The organism is Dorea hominis (assembly GCF_014287705.1).
In the GTDB taxonomy this organism is placed as follows: domain Bacteria; phylum Bacillota; class Clostridia; order Lachnospirales; family Lachnospiraceae; genus Dorea_D; species Dorea_D hominis.
In genome coordinates this window covers 13,925-30,081 of record NZ_JACOOY010000011.1, presented here as the reverse complement: position 1 = coordinate 30,081, position 16,157 = coordinate 13,925, and the positions used below count along the sequence as shown (strand labels likewise).

At 41.9% G+C, this 16,157-nt stretch carries 16 protein-coding genes and 1 pseudogene; 1 reads left to right on the top strand and 16 read right to left on the bottom strand.

Features of this window, described 5'->3' with window-relative positions:
• Positions 1-98 precede the first annotated feature (98 nt).
• The gene (locus H8S07_RS09245; protein WP_186855927.1) at positions 99-1,379 is read left to right on the top strand and encodes an HlyC/CorC family transporter; all 1,281 of its coding nucleotides are present in this window, start codon (positions 99-101) and stop codon (positions 1,377-1,379) included.
• A 95-nt stretch (positions 1,380-1,474) separates the two neighbouring features.
• On the opposite strand, the gene H8S07_RS09240 is transcribed toward H8S07_RS09245, so the two are convergent.
• The 16 genes and pseudogenes from H8S07_RS09240 to pdxA form a co-directional block, all read right to left on the bottom strand.
• Positions 1,475-2,161 (bottom strand): sigma-70 domain-containing protein, encoded by a 687-nt coding sequence (locus H8S07_RS09240; RefSeq protein WP_186855926.1) that lies wholly within the window; start codon positions 2,159-2,161, stop codon positions 1,475-1,477.
• Positions 2,162-2,251: 90 nt separating this feature from the next.
• Positions 2,252-3,169 (bottom strand): RpnC/YadD family protein, encoded by a 918-nt coding sequence (locus H8S07_RS09235; RefSeq protein ID WP_186855925.1) that lies wholly within the window; start codon positions 3,167-3,169, stop codon positions 2,252-2,254.
• Positions 3,170-3,397: 228 nt separating this feature from the next.
• On the bottom strand, positions 3,398-3,664 hold the full coding sequence (locus H8S07_RS09230) for a hypothetical protein (protein WP_186855924.1): 267 nt from the start codon (positions 3,662-3,664) through the stop codon (positions 3,398-3,400).
• Positions 3,665-3,870: 206 nt separating this feature from the next.
• Complete coding sequence (locus H8S07_RS14940) at positions 3,871-4,263, bottom strand: SPOR domain-containing protein (protein WP_226977400.1); 393 nt, start codon at positions 4,261-4,263, stop codon at positions 3,871-3,873.
• Between the two features lie 225 nt (positions 4,264-4,488).
• Positions 4,489-5,016 (bottom strand): annotated as a pseudogene (locus tag H8S07_RS14935) (N-acetylmuramoyl-L-alanine amidase family protein); the annotation flags it as partial.
• A 65-nt stretch (positions 5,017-5,081) separates the two neighbouring features.
• On the bottom strand, positions 5,082-5,255 hold the full coding sequence (locus H8S07_RS09215; protein WP_186855944.1) for a hypothetical protein: 174 nt from the start codon (positions 5,253-5,255) through the stop codon (positions 5,082-5,084).
• A 53-nt stretch (positions 5,256-5,308) separates the two neighbouring features.
• Complete coding sequence (locus H8S07_RS09210; protein ID WP_186855923.1) at positions 5,309-6,382, bottom strand: M24 family metallopeptidase; 1,074 nt, start codon at positions 6,380-6,382, stop codon at positions 5,309-5,311.
• A gap of 96 nt (positions 6,383-6,478) precedes the next feature.
• Complete coding sequence (locus H8S07_RS09205; protein ID WP_186855922.1) at positions 6,479-7,885, bottom strand: FAD-binding oxidoreductase; 1,407 nt, start codon at positions 7,883-7,885, stop codon at positions 6,479-6,481.
• A gap of 2 nt (positions 7,886-7,887) precedes the next feature.
• On the bottom strand, positions 7,888-9,081 hold the full coding sequence (locus H8S07_RS09200) for an electron transfer flavoprotein subunit alpha (protein ID WP_186855921.1): 1,194 nt from the start codon (positions 9,079-9,081) through the stop codon (positions 7,888-7,890).
• A 12-nt stretch (positions 9,082-9,093) separates the two neighbouring features.
• Complete coding sequence (locus H8S07_RS09195; protein ID WP_186855920.1) at positions 9,094-9,882, bottom strand: electron transfer flavoprotein subunit beta/FixA family protein; 789 nt, start codon at positions 9,880-9,882, stop codon at positions 9,094-9,096.
• Positions 9,883-10,351: 469 nt separating this feature from the next.
• Complete coding sequence (locus tag H8S07_RS09190) at positions 10,352-11,032, bottom strand: FadR/GntR family transcriptional regulator (protein WP_186855919.1); 681 nt, start codon at positions 11,030-11,032, stop codon at positions 10,352-10,354.
• Between the two features lie 53 nt (positions 11,033-11,085).
• A complete protein-coding gene (locus tag H8S07_RS09185) occupies positions 11,086-11,847 on the bottom strand; it encodes a DeoR/GlpR family DNA-binding transcription regulator (RefSeq protein ID WP_117537766.1) in 762 nt (253 codons plus the stop codon).
• 138 nt (positions 11,848-11,985) lie between these two features.
• The gene (locus H8S07_RS09180; protein WP_117537765.1) at positions 11,986-12,486 is read right to left on the bottom strand and encodes a YcxB family protein; all 501 of its coding nucleotides are present in this window, start codon (positions 12,484-12,486) and stop codon (positions 11,986-11,988) included.
• A gap of 103 nt (positions 12,487-12,589) precedes the next feature.
• On the bottom strand, positions 12,590-13,621 hold the full coding sequence (locus H8S07_RS09175) for a 2-keto-3-deoxygluconate permease (protein WP_117537764.1): 1,032 nt from the start codon (positions 13,619-13,621) through the stop codon (positions 12,590-12,592).
• Positions 13,622-13,639: 18 nt separating this feature from the next.
• Complete coding sequence (locus H8S07_RS09170) at positions 13,640-14,983, bottom strand: four-carbon acid sugar kinase family protein (RefSeq protein ID WP_021860155.1); 1,344 nt, start codon at positions 14,981-14,983, stop codon at positions 13,640-13,642.
• Positions 14,984-16,003, bottom strand: a complete 1,020-nt coding sequence (gene pdxA, locus H8S07_RS09165; protein WP_186855918.1) for a 4-hydroxythreonine-4-phosphate dehydrogenase PdxA — start codon at positions 16,001-16,003, stop codon at positions 14,984-14,986.
• Positions 16,004-16,157 lie beyond the last annotated feature (154 nt).

The following is a 16,157-nucleotide window of genomic DNA, read 5'->3' as shown; positions in this document are numbered from 1 at the left end:
ATACAATAAATAAACTGCAAATTCAACGAACTCTTGCAAAATACCATGAAATGCGCTATATTAGTGCTATATACAAACCAAAAGGAGTGATATTTAAATTGGGTTCGGATGACGCCATACAATTTATAATTCTGATAATTCTGCTGCTTCTGTCGGGGTTCTTTTCTTCCGCAGAAACGGCTCTTACAACTGCAAGTCAGATTCGCATGCGCACATTGGAAGAAGAAGGCAATAAGCGCGCGAAGACTGTACTTCGTATCACGGAAAATTCCAGCAAATTGCTAAGTACAATCCTCATTGGAAATAATATCGTGAATACGGCTGCCGCTTCTCTGGCAACAACTATTGCCTACAAGCTGGGTGGATCTATGGTCGCTGTCGCAAGTGCGATCATTACAGTGCTGATTCTTCTGTTCGGAGAAATCACGCCAAAGACAACTGCGACCGTTTACGCGGAGAAGATTTCTCTGCTTTATGCACCTGTCATCAGCTTTCTCATGAAAGTCATGACACCGGTTATTTTCATCATCAATGGACTGTCCTCTTTGATTCTTCTTATTTTTCATATCGATCCAAATGCGAAGAATCGTACAATGACTGAAAATGAACTTCGTACCATTGTAAATGTCAGCCATGAGGACGGAGTTATTGAATCCGATGAGAAAGAAATGATCTACAACGTGGTTGATTTAGGAGATGCGAAGGCAAAAGATGTTATGGTACCGCGTGTACATGTAACATTTGCGGACGTAGAATCGACTTATGAAGAACTGATTGAGATTTTCCGAGAAGATAAATTTACAAGACTTCCGATTTTTGAAGAAACAACCGACAATGTGATCGGTACAATCAATATGAAAGATCTTCTTTTATATGATAATACGAAAGAATTTCATATCCGTGATATTTTAAGAGAAGCATATTTCACTTATGAATATAAGAATATTTCCGAACTTCTCGTTGAGATGCGAGAATCCTCTTTCAATATCGCCATCGTTCTGGATGAGTATGGCGAAACTTCCGGTCTGATTACACTTGAAGACATTCTGGAGGAGATCGTCGGTGAAATCCACGATGAATATGATGAAAATGAAGAAGATTTCGCACAGGAAGTCGGCGAACGGGAGTACCTGATTGAAGGTTCCACGAATCTGGATGACTTAAATGACCGTCTGGATCTTGATCTTACTTCAGAAGATTATGATTCCATCGGTGGATTTATCATCGAACATCTGGATCGCCTTCCGGAAGTCGGAGATTCAATCACAACGGAAGATGGTATCCGTCTTATTGTCGAAAAACTAGACAAAAACCGTATCGAAACTGTCCATGCTTACTTGCCGGAACCACAGCCGGAAGAAGAGGACGAGGAGGAATAAAGACAAGACCGTCGCTTTACGTGTATCTATCGCGTAAGCGGTGGTCTTTTGTATAATAGGAAATGCAATTTCCTATTATACAAAAAAGAGGTGGATTACTCCACCTCTTCTCCTGCTAATTTCAGAATATCTGCGATCTCCGCTTCTGTAATTCCAAGCTTATCTGCAACTTCATCCACTGCAACTTTTCTTCCATTCTCCTCGGTCATATCACGGATCGCCTGATCCAGATCTGAGACTTTCTCTACCATGCGGTGATCTCTTCTCGTTGTCTCATCCTGTGACTCCAGAAGTACATCGATTCCTGCCCGTACTTTTTCCATAATCTTCTCTTCTTCCTCTGTCTGGGAAAGTGCAAGCACCAGGCTTAAGCTTCCTTCCTGTATCATATCTCCGAGAAATACATTGCCACGATGCATTTTCAATGCTTCATCTACAATCTTCGGAAGATAATAAGCCATCTTCTCTTCCATCGGTTCTTTTGCTGCTTTCTTCTGTATCTCTTCGATACTTCTGCGGTATTCCACGAGATATGCCTGTTCTTCTGTACTGAGTTTTGTCGGCTCTTCCACCATTCTCACTACGCCCGACTTCTTCTGATAGCCATAAACCGATACTTTCTGAGACAACAGATAATCACACACAAGATCAATCTGTTCTTCGGAAAGTCCGTCTTCTGCGAAGAACTTCTCGACTTCCTCTTTCTGCATCTCACCGCCCTGTGCGATTGCTTCTTTTAATATATCACCTAATTTTTCTTTAAATTCTAAACGACCTGCCATATATGCCTCCGTTTTTATATTATTTCCTGATATGTGCATCAACCATATCAATAATAACATAAAAGCCGGTGGCGCGTCAAAATATAGTAATTATAGCAGTCCTGCTTTCGCTTGAAACTCTTCCACGGAATCTGCTCTCGCCGCTGCTTTCAGCCAGCTTGTCAAAACCTGTAGATCTTTTTCAGATCTGATTCTGTTCTGAAGTGCTTCCGGGATATCGCCGAGTTCCTGTAAGATTTCCAGCAGAGAATCTATCTTACCTTTCTGTATTCCAGCCGCTTCGCCATCTGCATATTCTTCCATGCGTATTAACCTTTCCCGTTTTTCCCATGTATAATCCAGATGTGTCATTTTCTTTACGTCGTCCTTTCTTCTCCTAAAAAAATCTTCCAATATATGATTATCTATGCAGTCTTTTATCGCGCTGTCCACTGCCTCTTCCAGATTCATTCCCTGCCTTTGATTCTCTCTTACTTTCTCTACAAAGTAAGTATATCCTTCCAGTACTGTTGATTTCTTTTTCAAAATCTGATTATTCTCTGGATTGATATTATAAACCTTGCAGATGATCTCTATCTGCGGTTCGTCGACTTTGTGATAAAAAGCGTTCGACAATCTCATTTCTTCGTATTCCGGTCTCTTTTGCATCCCATTATAAAATATAACAAAATGCGGTGTCGGTATCTGTATTTGTTTCCTGCTGAACAGATCCTTGTCATTATCTTTCAGCCAGTCTTCCAATGCATTTACAAAATAAATCAAACTCCGAAGCGGCATATTCGGATTGTATGTAGACTGATGCTCGTAGAAATTGATATTCATGTCAATAATGAATGAAGCATCATTCCGAATGGAGAGCGATACGCCCCTCTCCAATTGAACAATCTCCACGTCTTCCGGGTTGGTGTACCCCGAATCGTTTAATGCATTGTAAATTTCCAGTGCATTTTCCTTGCTTTCCATTAACATGGAAAACACATCACTTTTGTACTCTCTGTTTTTTCTCATGAATTTCTCCCTTCTTTTTTGTGAGTCCTTCACAAGAAATTTGTGCGGTCTTTTTAGTACCTTCAGGACTCCTGCTGTTATTCGTGAAATTTAAAAGCATGAATTCCTTTCAGATACTTTAGATATAAATAGACACGCTTGAAAGCGCAAAAGAAAAAGACGCTTTTATAGGAGTTTAGCACTATCAAAGCATCTTTTCAACTTCTTTTTATAACTTCCGTAGAAAATCTATCTTGCGCTTCCGGCTCCCGGTCTGTGATGGCGGAACAGATAGAAAATTCCTCCGAACAATCCGAAGATGATTGCCGCATAAAGTGCCATGCACATTACATTTACAATGCATCCTGCAGATGCAGATCCTGCTGCCACCATGCAGAATAACATTCCAATACCAAATACCAGCGCGCACCATCCTACGATCAAAGTTGTCAGGAATACACCGTCTGCCATATTTTCAGGGACATATTTATTTACCGTTTCCCATATAAAGTTCATAACTTTTCCCTCCTCATCCGGAATAAACCTCTATTATGCTTATATCTTTGTGAATCCTTGGAACTTACAGCCACTTATGAGCGGCACTCATGTGGCTTCCGTTCTCTGGTTCTGGTATCATTATAAGTATAGAGCGTAAAATCTAAGGAGTATCTTATGTTAAACTCTTGTAAAACTCTGCCTGAAATTTTATGAGCATCGGTATTTTATTTTCCCCGGATGACAAGTGTATCGTACCCGTCTCTGCGGAGTTTTCTCTCCATACGGACAGCTTCCATAAGCGTCATGAATGGACCAACCTGCACGCGGATATACGGACCGGATTCATCCAGATATGCCGGATAGCCTGCCGCCAGAAGTTCATCTAACAGGCGCTGTGCATATACCCAATTGCGGTACAGACCGACCTGTACACGGTAAGCACCCGGACGTGGCAGGCGGGCTTTCTCAGATAATCTGTTGTCTGAGATGACGTTGCCCGAAATTGTATTTCCGGATGGTTCTGCGCTGTTGTTCGTTGTAATGTTTCTGGTTGTTTCTATATTATTGTTCAATGTAGCAGTATTCCCGGATAACTCTACGCTTTGATCCTGTCTCATATCCTGTATAACTCCTGGATTTTCTGCAGCACCAGCGATTTTATCTGAAACATTATCTTCAGAATATTCCACATATGCTTTATTTCTATCTTCAAAATATGTCTCGTTTTGTTTATTTTCACTATTCTCAAAATATGCTCCGTTCTGTCTGCTTTCACCGCTCTCAGATGACAACATTTCCTGCCCGGTTTCTGTCTGGTTCACAGCATTTTCTCTCGCCACTTCTTCCAGCGTTTCCAGTATCCCATCTGCAATTGCAAGTGCGATATCATTAAAATTCTCGTCAAATAACTGATTGTCTGTATTTGAATTAAGGAATCCGACTTCAACGAGAACTGCCGGCATTTTTGTCCGTTTCAGAACAACAAGATTTGGTCTTGCTTTCACACCCAGATTTACAAAACCTACCGTTTCGAGATTCGCATTGATATTTTCCGCCATCCTGTATTTGATTCCGGAAAGATCGTAAACCAGGCTTTCTACACCGGATACAATATTATCCTGTTCAAAAGAGTTGCGATGAATAGAAACAAAATAATCGACACCTGCTTCATTTGCCTCTATTGCTTTCTGAAACGGTGTCTCATAAATATCTGTCGTCCGTGTATATTCTACATCTACTCCGCGGTTCTGCAGAATCTGTCCGATTGCAAGTACAAGCCGCAGAGTATCATCTTTTTCTCTTCTGCCATTATAAACAGCACCCGGATCGGTTCCTCCGTGTCCCGCGTCCAGCATAATTGAATATGGCATAAGCTGCCTCCTGCATATTTTTTCTTATTTAGAATATGCAAAAAGGCAGCTTATGTGTACGAATGTTATTCATTTTTTGATCCCATATTTAGCTTAATCAAGAAAAGCACCAGAAGTATCTCGGATGGCTCTGCTTTCGTATTCACTGTCGGAATCAGTATCAGATCTGCTCCCATCAGCGCTTCTGTAAAGGAAAATGCTGAAACTTGAACAGTCCCAGCATTTTCTAAATCAATCATCCCATAAACGTGATGAACCTTACATATTTAAAACAATTCAGGCAGAAACCTGATTATCCAACAATACGATATTTCTTATCTACTGCATTCAGAAGTTCATGTCCGTCTTCCGTTACAAGAACAAGGTCTTCTACACGGACACCGTATTTGCCTTCGATGTAGATTCCCGGCTCGATAGAGAAGATCATTCCCGGCTTTGCAACATTCTTGTTGATCGGGCTTACATCACCGTACTCGTGATCTTCCTGTCCGATGAAGTGTCCAAGACGGATTCTCCAGTACTCGCTGTATCCGGCCTCATCGATCAGATCTCTTGCCTGTGCATCGATATCGCAGAAACGCATACCCGGTTTGATTACTGCTTCTGCTTTCTCAACTGCTGTACGAACAAGATCGTGAATAGCAGCCTGCTCATCGTCTACACTCTTGCAGTAGAATGTTCTTGTCATATCTGAGCAATATCCTTTCCAGATACATCCCATATCAATCAATACACATTCACCTGCTTTTAATGTACGTGTCTCACTTGGTGTGTGGTGCTGGTCAGCAGCATTTGGTCCGAAGCATACGATTGTATCAAAGCTTACTCCGCTTGCTCCCTCTTTTAAATACTCAGCATCAATGAAATCAGCGATCTGTTTCTCTGTCATGCCTTCTTTGATATACTCAGCAGCTCGCTCCATAACTTTATCGTTGATGATGGAAGCTTCTTTCATGATCTGGATCTCTTCTGCGTTCTTGCAGGCACGAACATCATCTACACAATCAGATCCCCAGATTGTTTTCATCTTCGGGCAGCGCTCCTGAAGCGGGATCAAGAAACGAGCCGGCCATGTCTTGTCGATTCCAAGTGTACTCTCTGTATCAATGTGTTCCATCAGAACACCGATTTGGTCGTCCATATCGCTGAACCATACTTCTTCAAATCCTGTGTTTGATACATAATACAGGTAGTTTAAGAATAAAGTATGTTTTCCGTTTGCTCTCAGAAGCAGTGCGTACAATCTCTCTCCCGGATTAACCATGATTCCTGTCAGGAAACGGATACTCAGCGGATCAGATACTAATAACTGAGACAGTCCTTTATCTTCCATTTTTTTCAATACGCGGTCAATTCTTTCGTTCATTTCGAAATACCTCCTAATGTATAATTTCGTTTTTTTTATCATATCACAATTAGTTCACGCAAGCCAGTACTTTAGTCTAAACTACGGTCTAAATTTTTATATCTGCGCAACCTTGTGCGGATTCAGAATATTCTTTGGATCAAATACCTGCTTGATTCCGTTCATCAGGCGAATATTTTCTTCCGGAAGCGACTCCATAAGATATGGCTTTTTCGCAAATCCGATACCATGCTCCCCGGACACCTGTCCTCTTAACTCATGCGCCTTCCGATAAATCAGTTCCATTGCGTTTCTCATTCGTTTTTCCCATTCTTCGTCACTCAACTCATCTTTCAAAATATATGCATGCAGGTTTCCATCTCCTGCATGGCCGAAGCTCTTAATCCGGATATCGACTGTTTTCTGCAGATCATGCAAATAAGTTACCATCTCATTGACACGATTTCTCGGAACAACCATATCCACTTCATCCATATAAGTGGTAGATCCTTTGATTGCTTCCAGGAATGCACCTCTCGCTTTCCAGAGGGACTCTTCTCTTTCTTCTGTATCAGAAATCAGTACATCCAGCGCGCCCTGTTCCAGGCAGAGTTTTGCAACTTTGTCATAGATCTCTTCAATCTCTTCTGTTGAATTTCCGTCAAATTTCAAAAGCAGGTACGCATCGGACTGTTTATCCGGGAATGCTTTTCCAAGATACTCTTCTGCATCTTCAATTACTTCCCGTTGCATAAATTCAATGGCTGTCGGAATTGCCTTGGATTTGATGATCTCCGGCACAGTATCAATCGCTTTTTCCAATGTCGGAAATGGAATCAAAAGACTGATCACACGTTTCGGAAGTGGCAGCAATTTTAAAATTGCTTTTGTAATAAATCCAAGCGTTCCCTCGGAACCGATGATCAGATCTTTCAGATCATAACCAGAACTGTTTTTTACGACTTTTCCTCCAAACTGCGTGATCTCACCATTCGGAAGAACCACTTCCAGTCCCATCACATAGTCTCTCGTTACACCATATTTCACGGCACGCATACCACCTGCATTTGTGCTGATATTTCCACCGATCGTTGCAGATTTTTCTCCCGGATCCGGTGGATAGAAGAAATCATGCTCTTCCACGTAAGCTGCCAGCTCCATCAGAAGCACACCCGGTTCTACTGTAATCGTAAGATTTTCCTCGTCCAGCTCCAGTACCTGGTTCATGAGACTGGTGTCAATCATAATTCCATGCTTGATCGCTACCGAAGAACCTACCAGACCGGTTCCGGATCCACGCGGTGTAACCGGAATTGTCTGCTCATATGCATATTTCATGATCGCTGAAATCTCTTCTGCGGATTTTACTTTTATTACAATATCCGGATAGCTGCTTGTACCGCCAAGTTCATCGTGGCTATATTCTTCATTGATATTTTCTCCGACAAGAACTCTCTCTTCATCACCGATCACATTTTTAATAAATGCAATATCTTTATCGTCTAATTTTTTATAATTTCCCATGATTATGCTCCCTTCTTTGCTTCGATCTTCTGAATCAACTGTGGCAGTATCTCATAAAGATCTCCCACCAGACAATAATGCGCTGTTTTAAAGATTGGAGCTTTTGGATCACTGTTGATTGCAAAAATATTTTCTGCATGGTTCATACCTGCTGTAAACTGTACCGCTCCTGATACGCCACATGTGATAATGAGTTTCGGGCGTACTGTACGTCCGCTTAAGCCGATCTGGCATTTTGCCGGAAGCCATCCTGCCTCTGCCACCGGTCTTGTACAGGCAAGCTGTCCGCCAAGAAGATCTGCCAGTTTCTGCAAATTTGCCAGATCCTCCGGCTTTTTCACACCACGGCCCGCAACAACAAGCACATCTGCATTCTCAATAAACTGTTCTTTTTCTTTCTGTACAATATCCAGAACTTCCACATGTGAACCTAATTTTTCTTTTGCTATCGCGCAGGAAACGATCTCTCCTTCCGCTTCTTCCTGACGCTTCGGCGCATTCATAATCTTGTATCTTACAGTTGCCATCTGTGGGCGGTGATTCGGTGTCTTAATATGCGCCATGATATTTCCGCCAAATGCCGGCCGGATCTGGGACAGGTCTGTGTCTTCGTTCATTTCCAGAATCGTGCAGTCTGCTGTCAGTCCGGTTTTCATTCTGGCCGCCACTCTCGGTGCAAGCTGCCTTCCGACTGTTGTCGCACCTACAAGAATCGAAGACGGTTTGATCTTCCCTATAAAATCTTCAAACACTGCTGTGTATGGTTCTATCTTAAAACGCGCCAGCTCTTCTTCCTCATAGACAAATACTTTGTCTGCTCCGTAATGGAGCAGTTCCCGGCTCTGTTCTGTGATATGATTTCCCATAAAGAGCGCATAGACCGGATGTCCGGTTATCGCTGCCAGCTCTTTTGCTTTTCCGAGAAGTTCAAATGTGACCGGGTGGATCTTTCCGTCTACATGATCAACATAGACTACGATTCCTTTCCATTCTTCTTTGTTGACGCTTGGTTTTACTGTGTCATCTACATATTCTACTGCACCTTTCGGACCTTTTTTCACACACAACCTGCACATTTTACAGGCTGCATTGATTGTCAGTTTCCCATCTTTTTCTTCCATTGCTCCAAAAGGACAGATCTTCACAAGTTCCTGATTATCCGTCACTTTTTCCTGATGTATAATTAACTTAGCCACTTCTTTTTCCTCCTACGCGAACTTCATTTCCACAATCTTGTCAAATAACTTCTCTGCAAGCACATCTCCGGTTTCTTCCCACACTTCTTTCTTGTCGTTCACTGCCGGCGGAAAGATTTTCTGTACCTGTGTCGGAGAACCATTCAGTCCGTAATGCATTTCATCCTGATCTTTCATATCCGCAAGAGAAACCACCCGGATTTCTCGGTCTTTTGTTTCCATTTTCTTTACATAGGATGGAAGTCTCGGTTGGAAAATATCTTTATTCACTGCTAGAAGACACGGAAACTGTACTTTTGCGACTTCCACTTCTCCCGGAAGATCCATGCTGACTGTAATTCCGTCTTCTTCTACTTTATTTATCTTAACAACGTCTGCCACACTTGGGATATCCAGCCATTCAGAAATCTCTGGTCCGACCTGGGCAGTATCCCCATCGGTTGTCTGTCTGCCGCAGAAGATCAGGTCAAACGTTCCACAGGCTTTGATTCCCTGCGCGATCGTATAACTGGTTGCCAGAACATCTGCACCGCCGAACTTTCGGTCTGAGAGAAGCGTTCCTCCGTCTGCTCCCATTGCAAATGCTTCGCGAATCACCTGTTTTGCCTGCGGTGGTCCCATGGAAATGACATGTACACTGCCTCCTACCTGTTCACGGATCCGGAATGCACACTCCAGTGCATACAGATCATACGGATTCATCTTTGAAGCTGCACCGTCTCTTTTTAATACACCTGTAACCGGATCTACTTCTACTTTATTACTTTCTGGTACCTGTTTGATACAAACAAGAATCTTCATCTTAAGTTCCTTCCTTTCATAATTTCAAAACTCTCTCGGGTCATATAACAGATTTGATAATTATCTTCAAATCATTATATTGGTTCTACCAATTGTGTCTTTATGGAATAATTGGTAGAACCAATCATTTGTGTATTTAGTATAATTCTTCCATATGCCAGCGTCAATAATTGTTTGATTTTTCACATATATGATTTTTCTTTGACATATTTGATATTTTGTTAACCATTCAGCAGCTTGCTTATGTGCAACTTTTTTCATCTACAGAGTCTGCCTTCGCTCACCTTTTTCCAGATACTACGCCACCAGCAATAAAGCGAATTGAGGGCTTAGGATGCCTCCATGTTTGTATGACGAAATTTTCATATCGTTATAGCATAAAAAGAGTCCCCTTAAGTAGATTTGGCTTATTTACCATGTCTACTTAAAAGAACTCTTTCAAATATCTACAGAGCTTTTCTTCTTTTTCTTAACCAAGTACTTCATCGATCATCTCGAAATGCCACCTAAGTGCCTGATGTCCTTTCTCTCTGTCACCTTCTCTGAGTGCATCCACAAGATGTCTGTGACACTCGTTTAATTCTGTTTTTCGATTTTCGTTTTTCAAAATCCCATATCGCATATCTTTAATAAAAATATCAAATACACTAGAGCACGCTTCCAGAATATCAATCAGAAGCTGATTCCCGGACGCTCTTGCAAGCGTGTAGTGAATGATCTTATCAAGCGTTGCATTGTTTTTGCTGTCACCGTTCTTATCCAGCTTTTCTACGCACTCTTCCATCTTTGCAAGATCCTCCTCCCTCACACGATCCAGAGCCAGTGTAAATGCAAGCACTTCCAGAGAGTATCGTACCTGTGAGATCTGTTTGTCATTGACCTGATCCATGGCAAACATCATCGCCATCGTCTCGGTGATGCTCTTCTGAAATTCACAGGTAACATAATTGCCGGAGCCTTGCTGTGAGCTGATGATTCCCATCATATCCATAATCCTTATCGCTTCCCGCACAGAATTACGGCTGACTTCCAGTTTCTCTGCAAATTCCCTTTCCGGTGGCAGCTTTTCACCCGGTTTTAATTCACCGGACAAAATCATTTTCTTTACTTTTTCTATAACCCTGGCATATGCCTTCTCTTCGCGTGCCATACTTTTCACCTTCCGGTCTTACATTCTTCTCCATATAATCCTGTACATATCCTCTATGCAATCACAAGAGAGATATTGGATTCCTGCGCTTTTTTAATGTTCTCTCTGCTCACATCACTGTCCGTGATAATCTTATATACATCCTGGATCGGGCAGATCACAGAGACGTATCCGCCTCCGAATTTACTGCTGTCAGCAAGTACATAAACCTGTTCCGCAACTTTCAGTATCGTACGTTTCACCTGCATCTGCGGTGTCGCAATCGACGTCAGTCCCACATCAAAATTAATACTGTGCACACCAATAAATGCTTTATCTACATGGAACTGTTCCATATTCTGAAGTGCTGCTTCTCCCATTGTTGCGGACAGATGTCCGCCTACATGTCCACCAATCATATAAAGTTCTACATGATCTACCCCAGCCAGCTCATTGCCCGCAAGCAGAGAATTTGTTACAACGGCAAGTCTTTTCTCCGGATGTTCTTTGATATAAGCAGCCAGGTAAAAACTGCTTGATGCATCATCTATAATAATCGTATCTCTGTCCTCAATAAATGCGTAGGCACAGGCTGCGATCTGTTTTTTACGCTCTACATTGCGGTAAATACTCTCTGCCGAATATTTTCTTACCGTCTTGCTGTCAATCTGCAATGCCCCGCCATGGGTACGTTTCAGAAGCCCTTCCTGATCCATATTTTTAATATCGTTTCGGATCGTCACTTCTGAACATCCCAGTTCTTTACTGAGTTCTGCTACTCTGACACTTCCTTTTTCTTCCAGTTTTCGTAATATTGCCTGTCTGCGTTCTTCCATTTCTATCACCTTATAATTTATTACCGAGAACATTTGCTCTCTTCTTGTACTTTTCCTCTTATATTTCATATCATCTTATGACTCTGCCACTGGCAGTTTTCTCCGGCAGAATCTATAACAACAACGACTGCATTGCCATTAGTGCATACGCACTTTGCTCTGCCCAAGCTGCGTTGCAATGATCGTAAAAATCGGTACAAACTGATCACCAAAATCAACTTTTGGAATGATTATTGCATTATCTTTTCCATAATAAATACCTATCGTCTTCGGCGTTACCACTGCACGCTCGATCTCATCCCATTTATAATTCTTTGTATTTCCATCATTTTCTGCAACAATACCTTCATCTGAAAATGTATAATCCACAGGATTGCAATATTCCTGGTTCACTTCCACTTGCTTTGCTGCACGCATCTTAAGCTGCAACGGTGTACCGCCAAGGAAAATCACTGCTGCGATCAGGTAAAAAACAAGACCTGTCACTCCTGTATGATTCGTCGTATACATAATGACTCCCATAAAGGCAACTGCCAGTCCAAGAATGTTGATCAGAAATCCGCTGAATTTTGAATAAGCATGAAACAAAAGGAAATCATAAAGATATTCTTTTGTCATGCGAACGGTAATTTTATTCATGATACCAAAAACCTCCTGCAAATATTTTCTTTTAATGCGTATAAAACAAAAAAGCCCTTTTATATTATACCATACAAAAGGACTTTTTTTCAGTAAATAATTCTTAGTGAGCCATTTTCTCGTATGCCCATCCTTCCGGACTGTAGATACCTTTCTGTCTCTTCTGCATATATTTATCAAATGCAGCAGTGATGAACGGACACAGGAACAGTGTAATAATAGATGCTGTTGCACACTGTGCTGTTGCCAGACTTACAGAATCTGCCAGAGTCGGATCTGCCTCTGCAACAGCTGCCGGTGTCATAGCTGAGTTCAGAGCTGTTGTACCGATTGCAGCACCCATAGCATTTCTCTCTTTCTTCGGAAGCAGTAAGTTGATAATGAAGAAGAACAGTACTGCAGTTGCTGCTGAAATCAGTCCAAGTACAATTCCTGATGCTCCTGCTTTTAAGATTGTCTTTACATCTGTCTTAGCTCCGATAGAGATTGTCATGAAGAAAGTTACGATCGGCTGTGCTGCTTTACAAGCATTACGGAAGCCTTTATCTAAGTTACCCCATACAAATCCAATCAACAGAGGAATGATAACTGCGATCAGAGAGTTGATCGGGATATTGGCAAGTCCTGTTGCTCCAAGTGCGATCAATGTGAAGAACGGACCGTCATTTAATGCCAGGATGGATACAGCTCCTGTATCTGTTGCATTACCAAACTGAGAAGATAATGAAATATACAGAGAACTGTTAGAGTTTGTAATCGCTGCAATAAATACGAATGGTGCGATTCCTAAGAATCCCTGTGGTCCGCAAAGCTTACCAACTACAACTCCTACGATAACTCCAAGTAAAAATTTAACACCAGTCATAACAACACCTTTATATAAAGGCAGACCAACCTGTTTTACGTCGATCATAGATCCACATACAATCAGGAAAAATCCCATCATGCAGGCATTTCCTTCATAAAACAATGCTGTTACATATCCACCGATCTGGAAGAACTGTGGAATAAATGTTGCAATTACAACTGCGATAACCAGCGGGATGATTACAAGTCCACCCGGAAGGTTTTTCATTTTTTCAAGAATTGGGTAATCTTTGCGTTCACTTTGAACATTTGTCTTTTCGTTGCTCATTTTCTCTCTCCTTATCTCTTATCGTGCAGATTCTCTGAACAGTCTGCTTACAATATCACATGCGGTATTGTCATTTCCGGTAAGTCCCCCTTTACCGACAACCGGGAGTCCGCTGTACTTACTGCCTACGAGGCGTCCGACATCTGTCTGTGGGATGACATAATCCATAACTTCGATACACTCTACTCCAAGCTGGTAGCATACATTTACCATAGTGTCCCCGCCGGTTGTGTAAAGTCCTGCGACTTTCTCTTTTCCGACTTTCTCCAGAAGCTGGGAAATAATCATACCCAGACCTGCATTGATTCTGTTCGCGCTCATGCCACCTGCGTAGTGTCTCTTGTTGTCTTCTTCATCCAGATTCAGAAGTTCTCCATGAAGAGCCGTCTCAAAAAGGATCGCTCTTGGCTGATTGTCAGATTCCAGAAGTTCTGCCGCTTTGTTTACAGCTTTGAATACTTCATCCAGGGCAACATCACCGCCCTCAATAAGTGGAAGCGGTTCTACACTAACTCTCACATGACGAGGATCCTGACACAAGATTTCCATCTGTTTTTTTGTAACCGGAGTTGCGCTTCCTGCTGCGATCAGAACTGTCTTTCCTGCCTCATCAGCCTGCGGAGGAATATTCGGTTCCTCGGCACTGATCAGTTCTCTATAAAATGCAAGTTTTGAAGTAAACGGTCCCGGATCTACTGCAACAACATCCCATCTTAAGCTGATACATGCCTTTGCAATGTTTTCTACATCTTCCAGTGTGATTCCGTCTACGACAATCACTTCACATCCTGCTTTTTTCTGTTCTGCAAGAGCTTCTTCAATGACTTCTTCTCCTGCAAGAACTTTATCTAATGTAACCAGACCGACTTTTCTTCTTGTCTGGCCTTCCAGTAATCTTGGAATATAATTTTCTTTTACCGGAGTACGCACATCCTGTGCAACCGGCGTATTGATCAGAGCCACACCATCGATAACGGAATATCCGCCAACCAAGATTCTTCTGGACTGTGGCATAGCAGGTACTACTACTGCAACTGTACCTTCTTTCATCTGATCCAGCATTGCATCGATTTCTACACCAACACCGCCGCGAAGTGTAGTATCAATACGTTTTGAAAAATATTCAACGCCCATTTTCTTCAGAGCGATCGTTGCTGATTTTACTTTATCATAAGCTTCATTTGCAGGAAGCGGACGGCTGTTACTGCTGATCAGGATTGCATCCAGTTCATCAATTCCTTCTGTCTTCTCTGCTGCTTCTTCGTTAAAAAATACCGCTGTTCTGGCTTTGGATCTTGCAAGGAGCACACCTGTTGTTGTTGCTCCTGTCAGATCATCTGCCACTGCTCCGATTAATGGCATTTATTTACCCTCTCTTTCTTGCTGTTTTGCAGCATACTCAGCTACAACCTTCGTAGATTCAATCAGACTTACACATCCTGCGATTCCTTTTCCCGCGATATCAAATGCTGTTCCGTGATCTACAGAACTTCTGATAAACGGAAGTCCGAATGTCAGTGTTACAGATTTTTCGAAATCAAGTGTCTTACAAGCAATGTGTCCCTGATCGTGATACAGAGAAAGGATTGCATCGAATTTACCAGATTTACCAATGTTAAATACAGAGTCAGCCGGGCAAGGTCCGATTGCATTGATTCCTTTTGCTTTTGCAGCTTCAACGGCCGGTCCGATATCTGTAAGCTCTTCTGTTCCGAATAATCCGTTGTCTCCGTTGTGTGGATTTAATCCTGCAACTGCGATCAGTGGATTCTCGATTCCGACTTTACGAAGCTCTTTATCAATGTTGATAACGTTCTCTAAGATTACGTCTTTTGTTGCATAGTGGCAAGCGTCTACCAATGACATGTGACGGCTTACAAAGAATACTCTTAATTTATGGCAGGAGAACATTGTCAGCGCATATGGAGAATTTGTCTGATGCTGATAAATCTCTGTATGTCCAGGCTCTTTTACTCCGACTAATTTGATAGCTCCTTTGTGGATTGGAGATGTAGAAACTGCATCTACTTTCTTAGCCATTCCAAGTTCGATAGATTTCATAACCCAGTCGATTGCCATCTGTCCTGCAAGCTTCTGCTCTTTTCCCCACTCGATAGAGTCTGTATCGTAATCTCCTGTTTCCAGAATATCGATTGTTCCAAATTCATATTTTGCTTCGGAAGGATCTGTGATCTTGTTGTATTTTAATTCTTTTCCAAGAACCTTTGCAGCTCTTTCCATGATTGCCTGACTTCCGATCACAAATGGTTTGCAGCATTCATGAATCTCTTCTGAAAGCATAGTTCCTACTACAATCTCTGGTCCGATACCTGCCGGATCTCCCATTGTAATTGCTGTAACTGGTCTGAATTTCTCGCTCATTTTTCTCTTCCTTTCGTTTTCGAATACTTTCGTTTTATGTTTTGTATTTTTGTTTTGTTTTCATTTGTTGATTTTATTTTATTACTTTTGCTTTCGTTTTTCAATAGCTTTTTATCATTTCAGTAGATTCAAACACATTTTCATTACAGTTTTT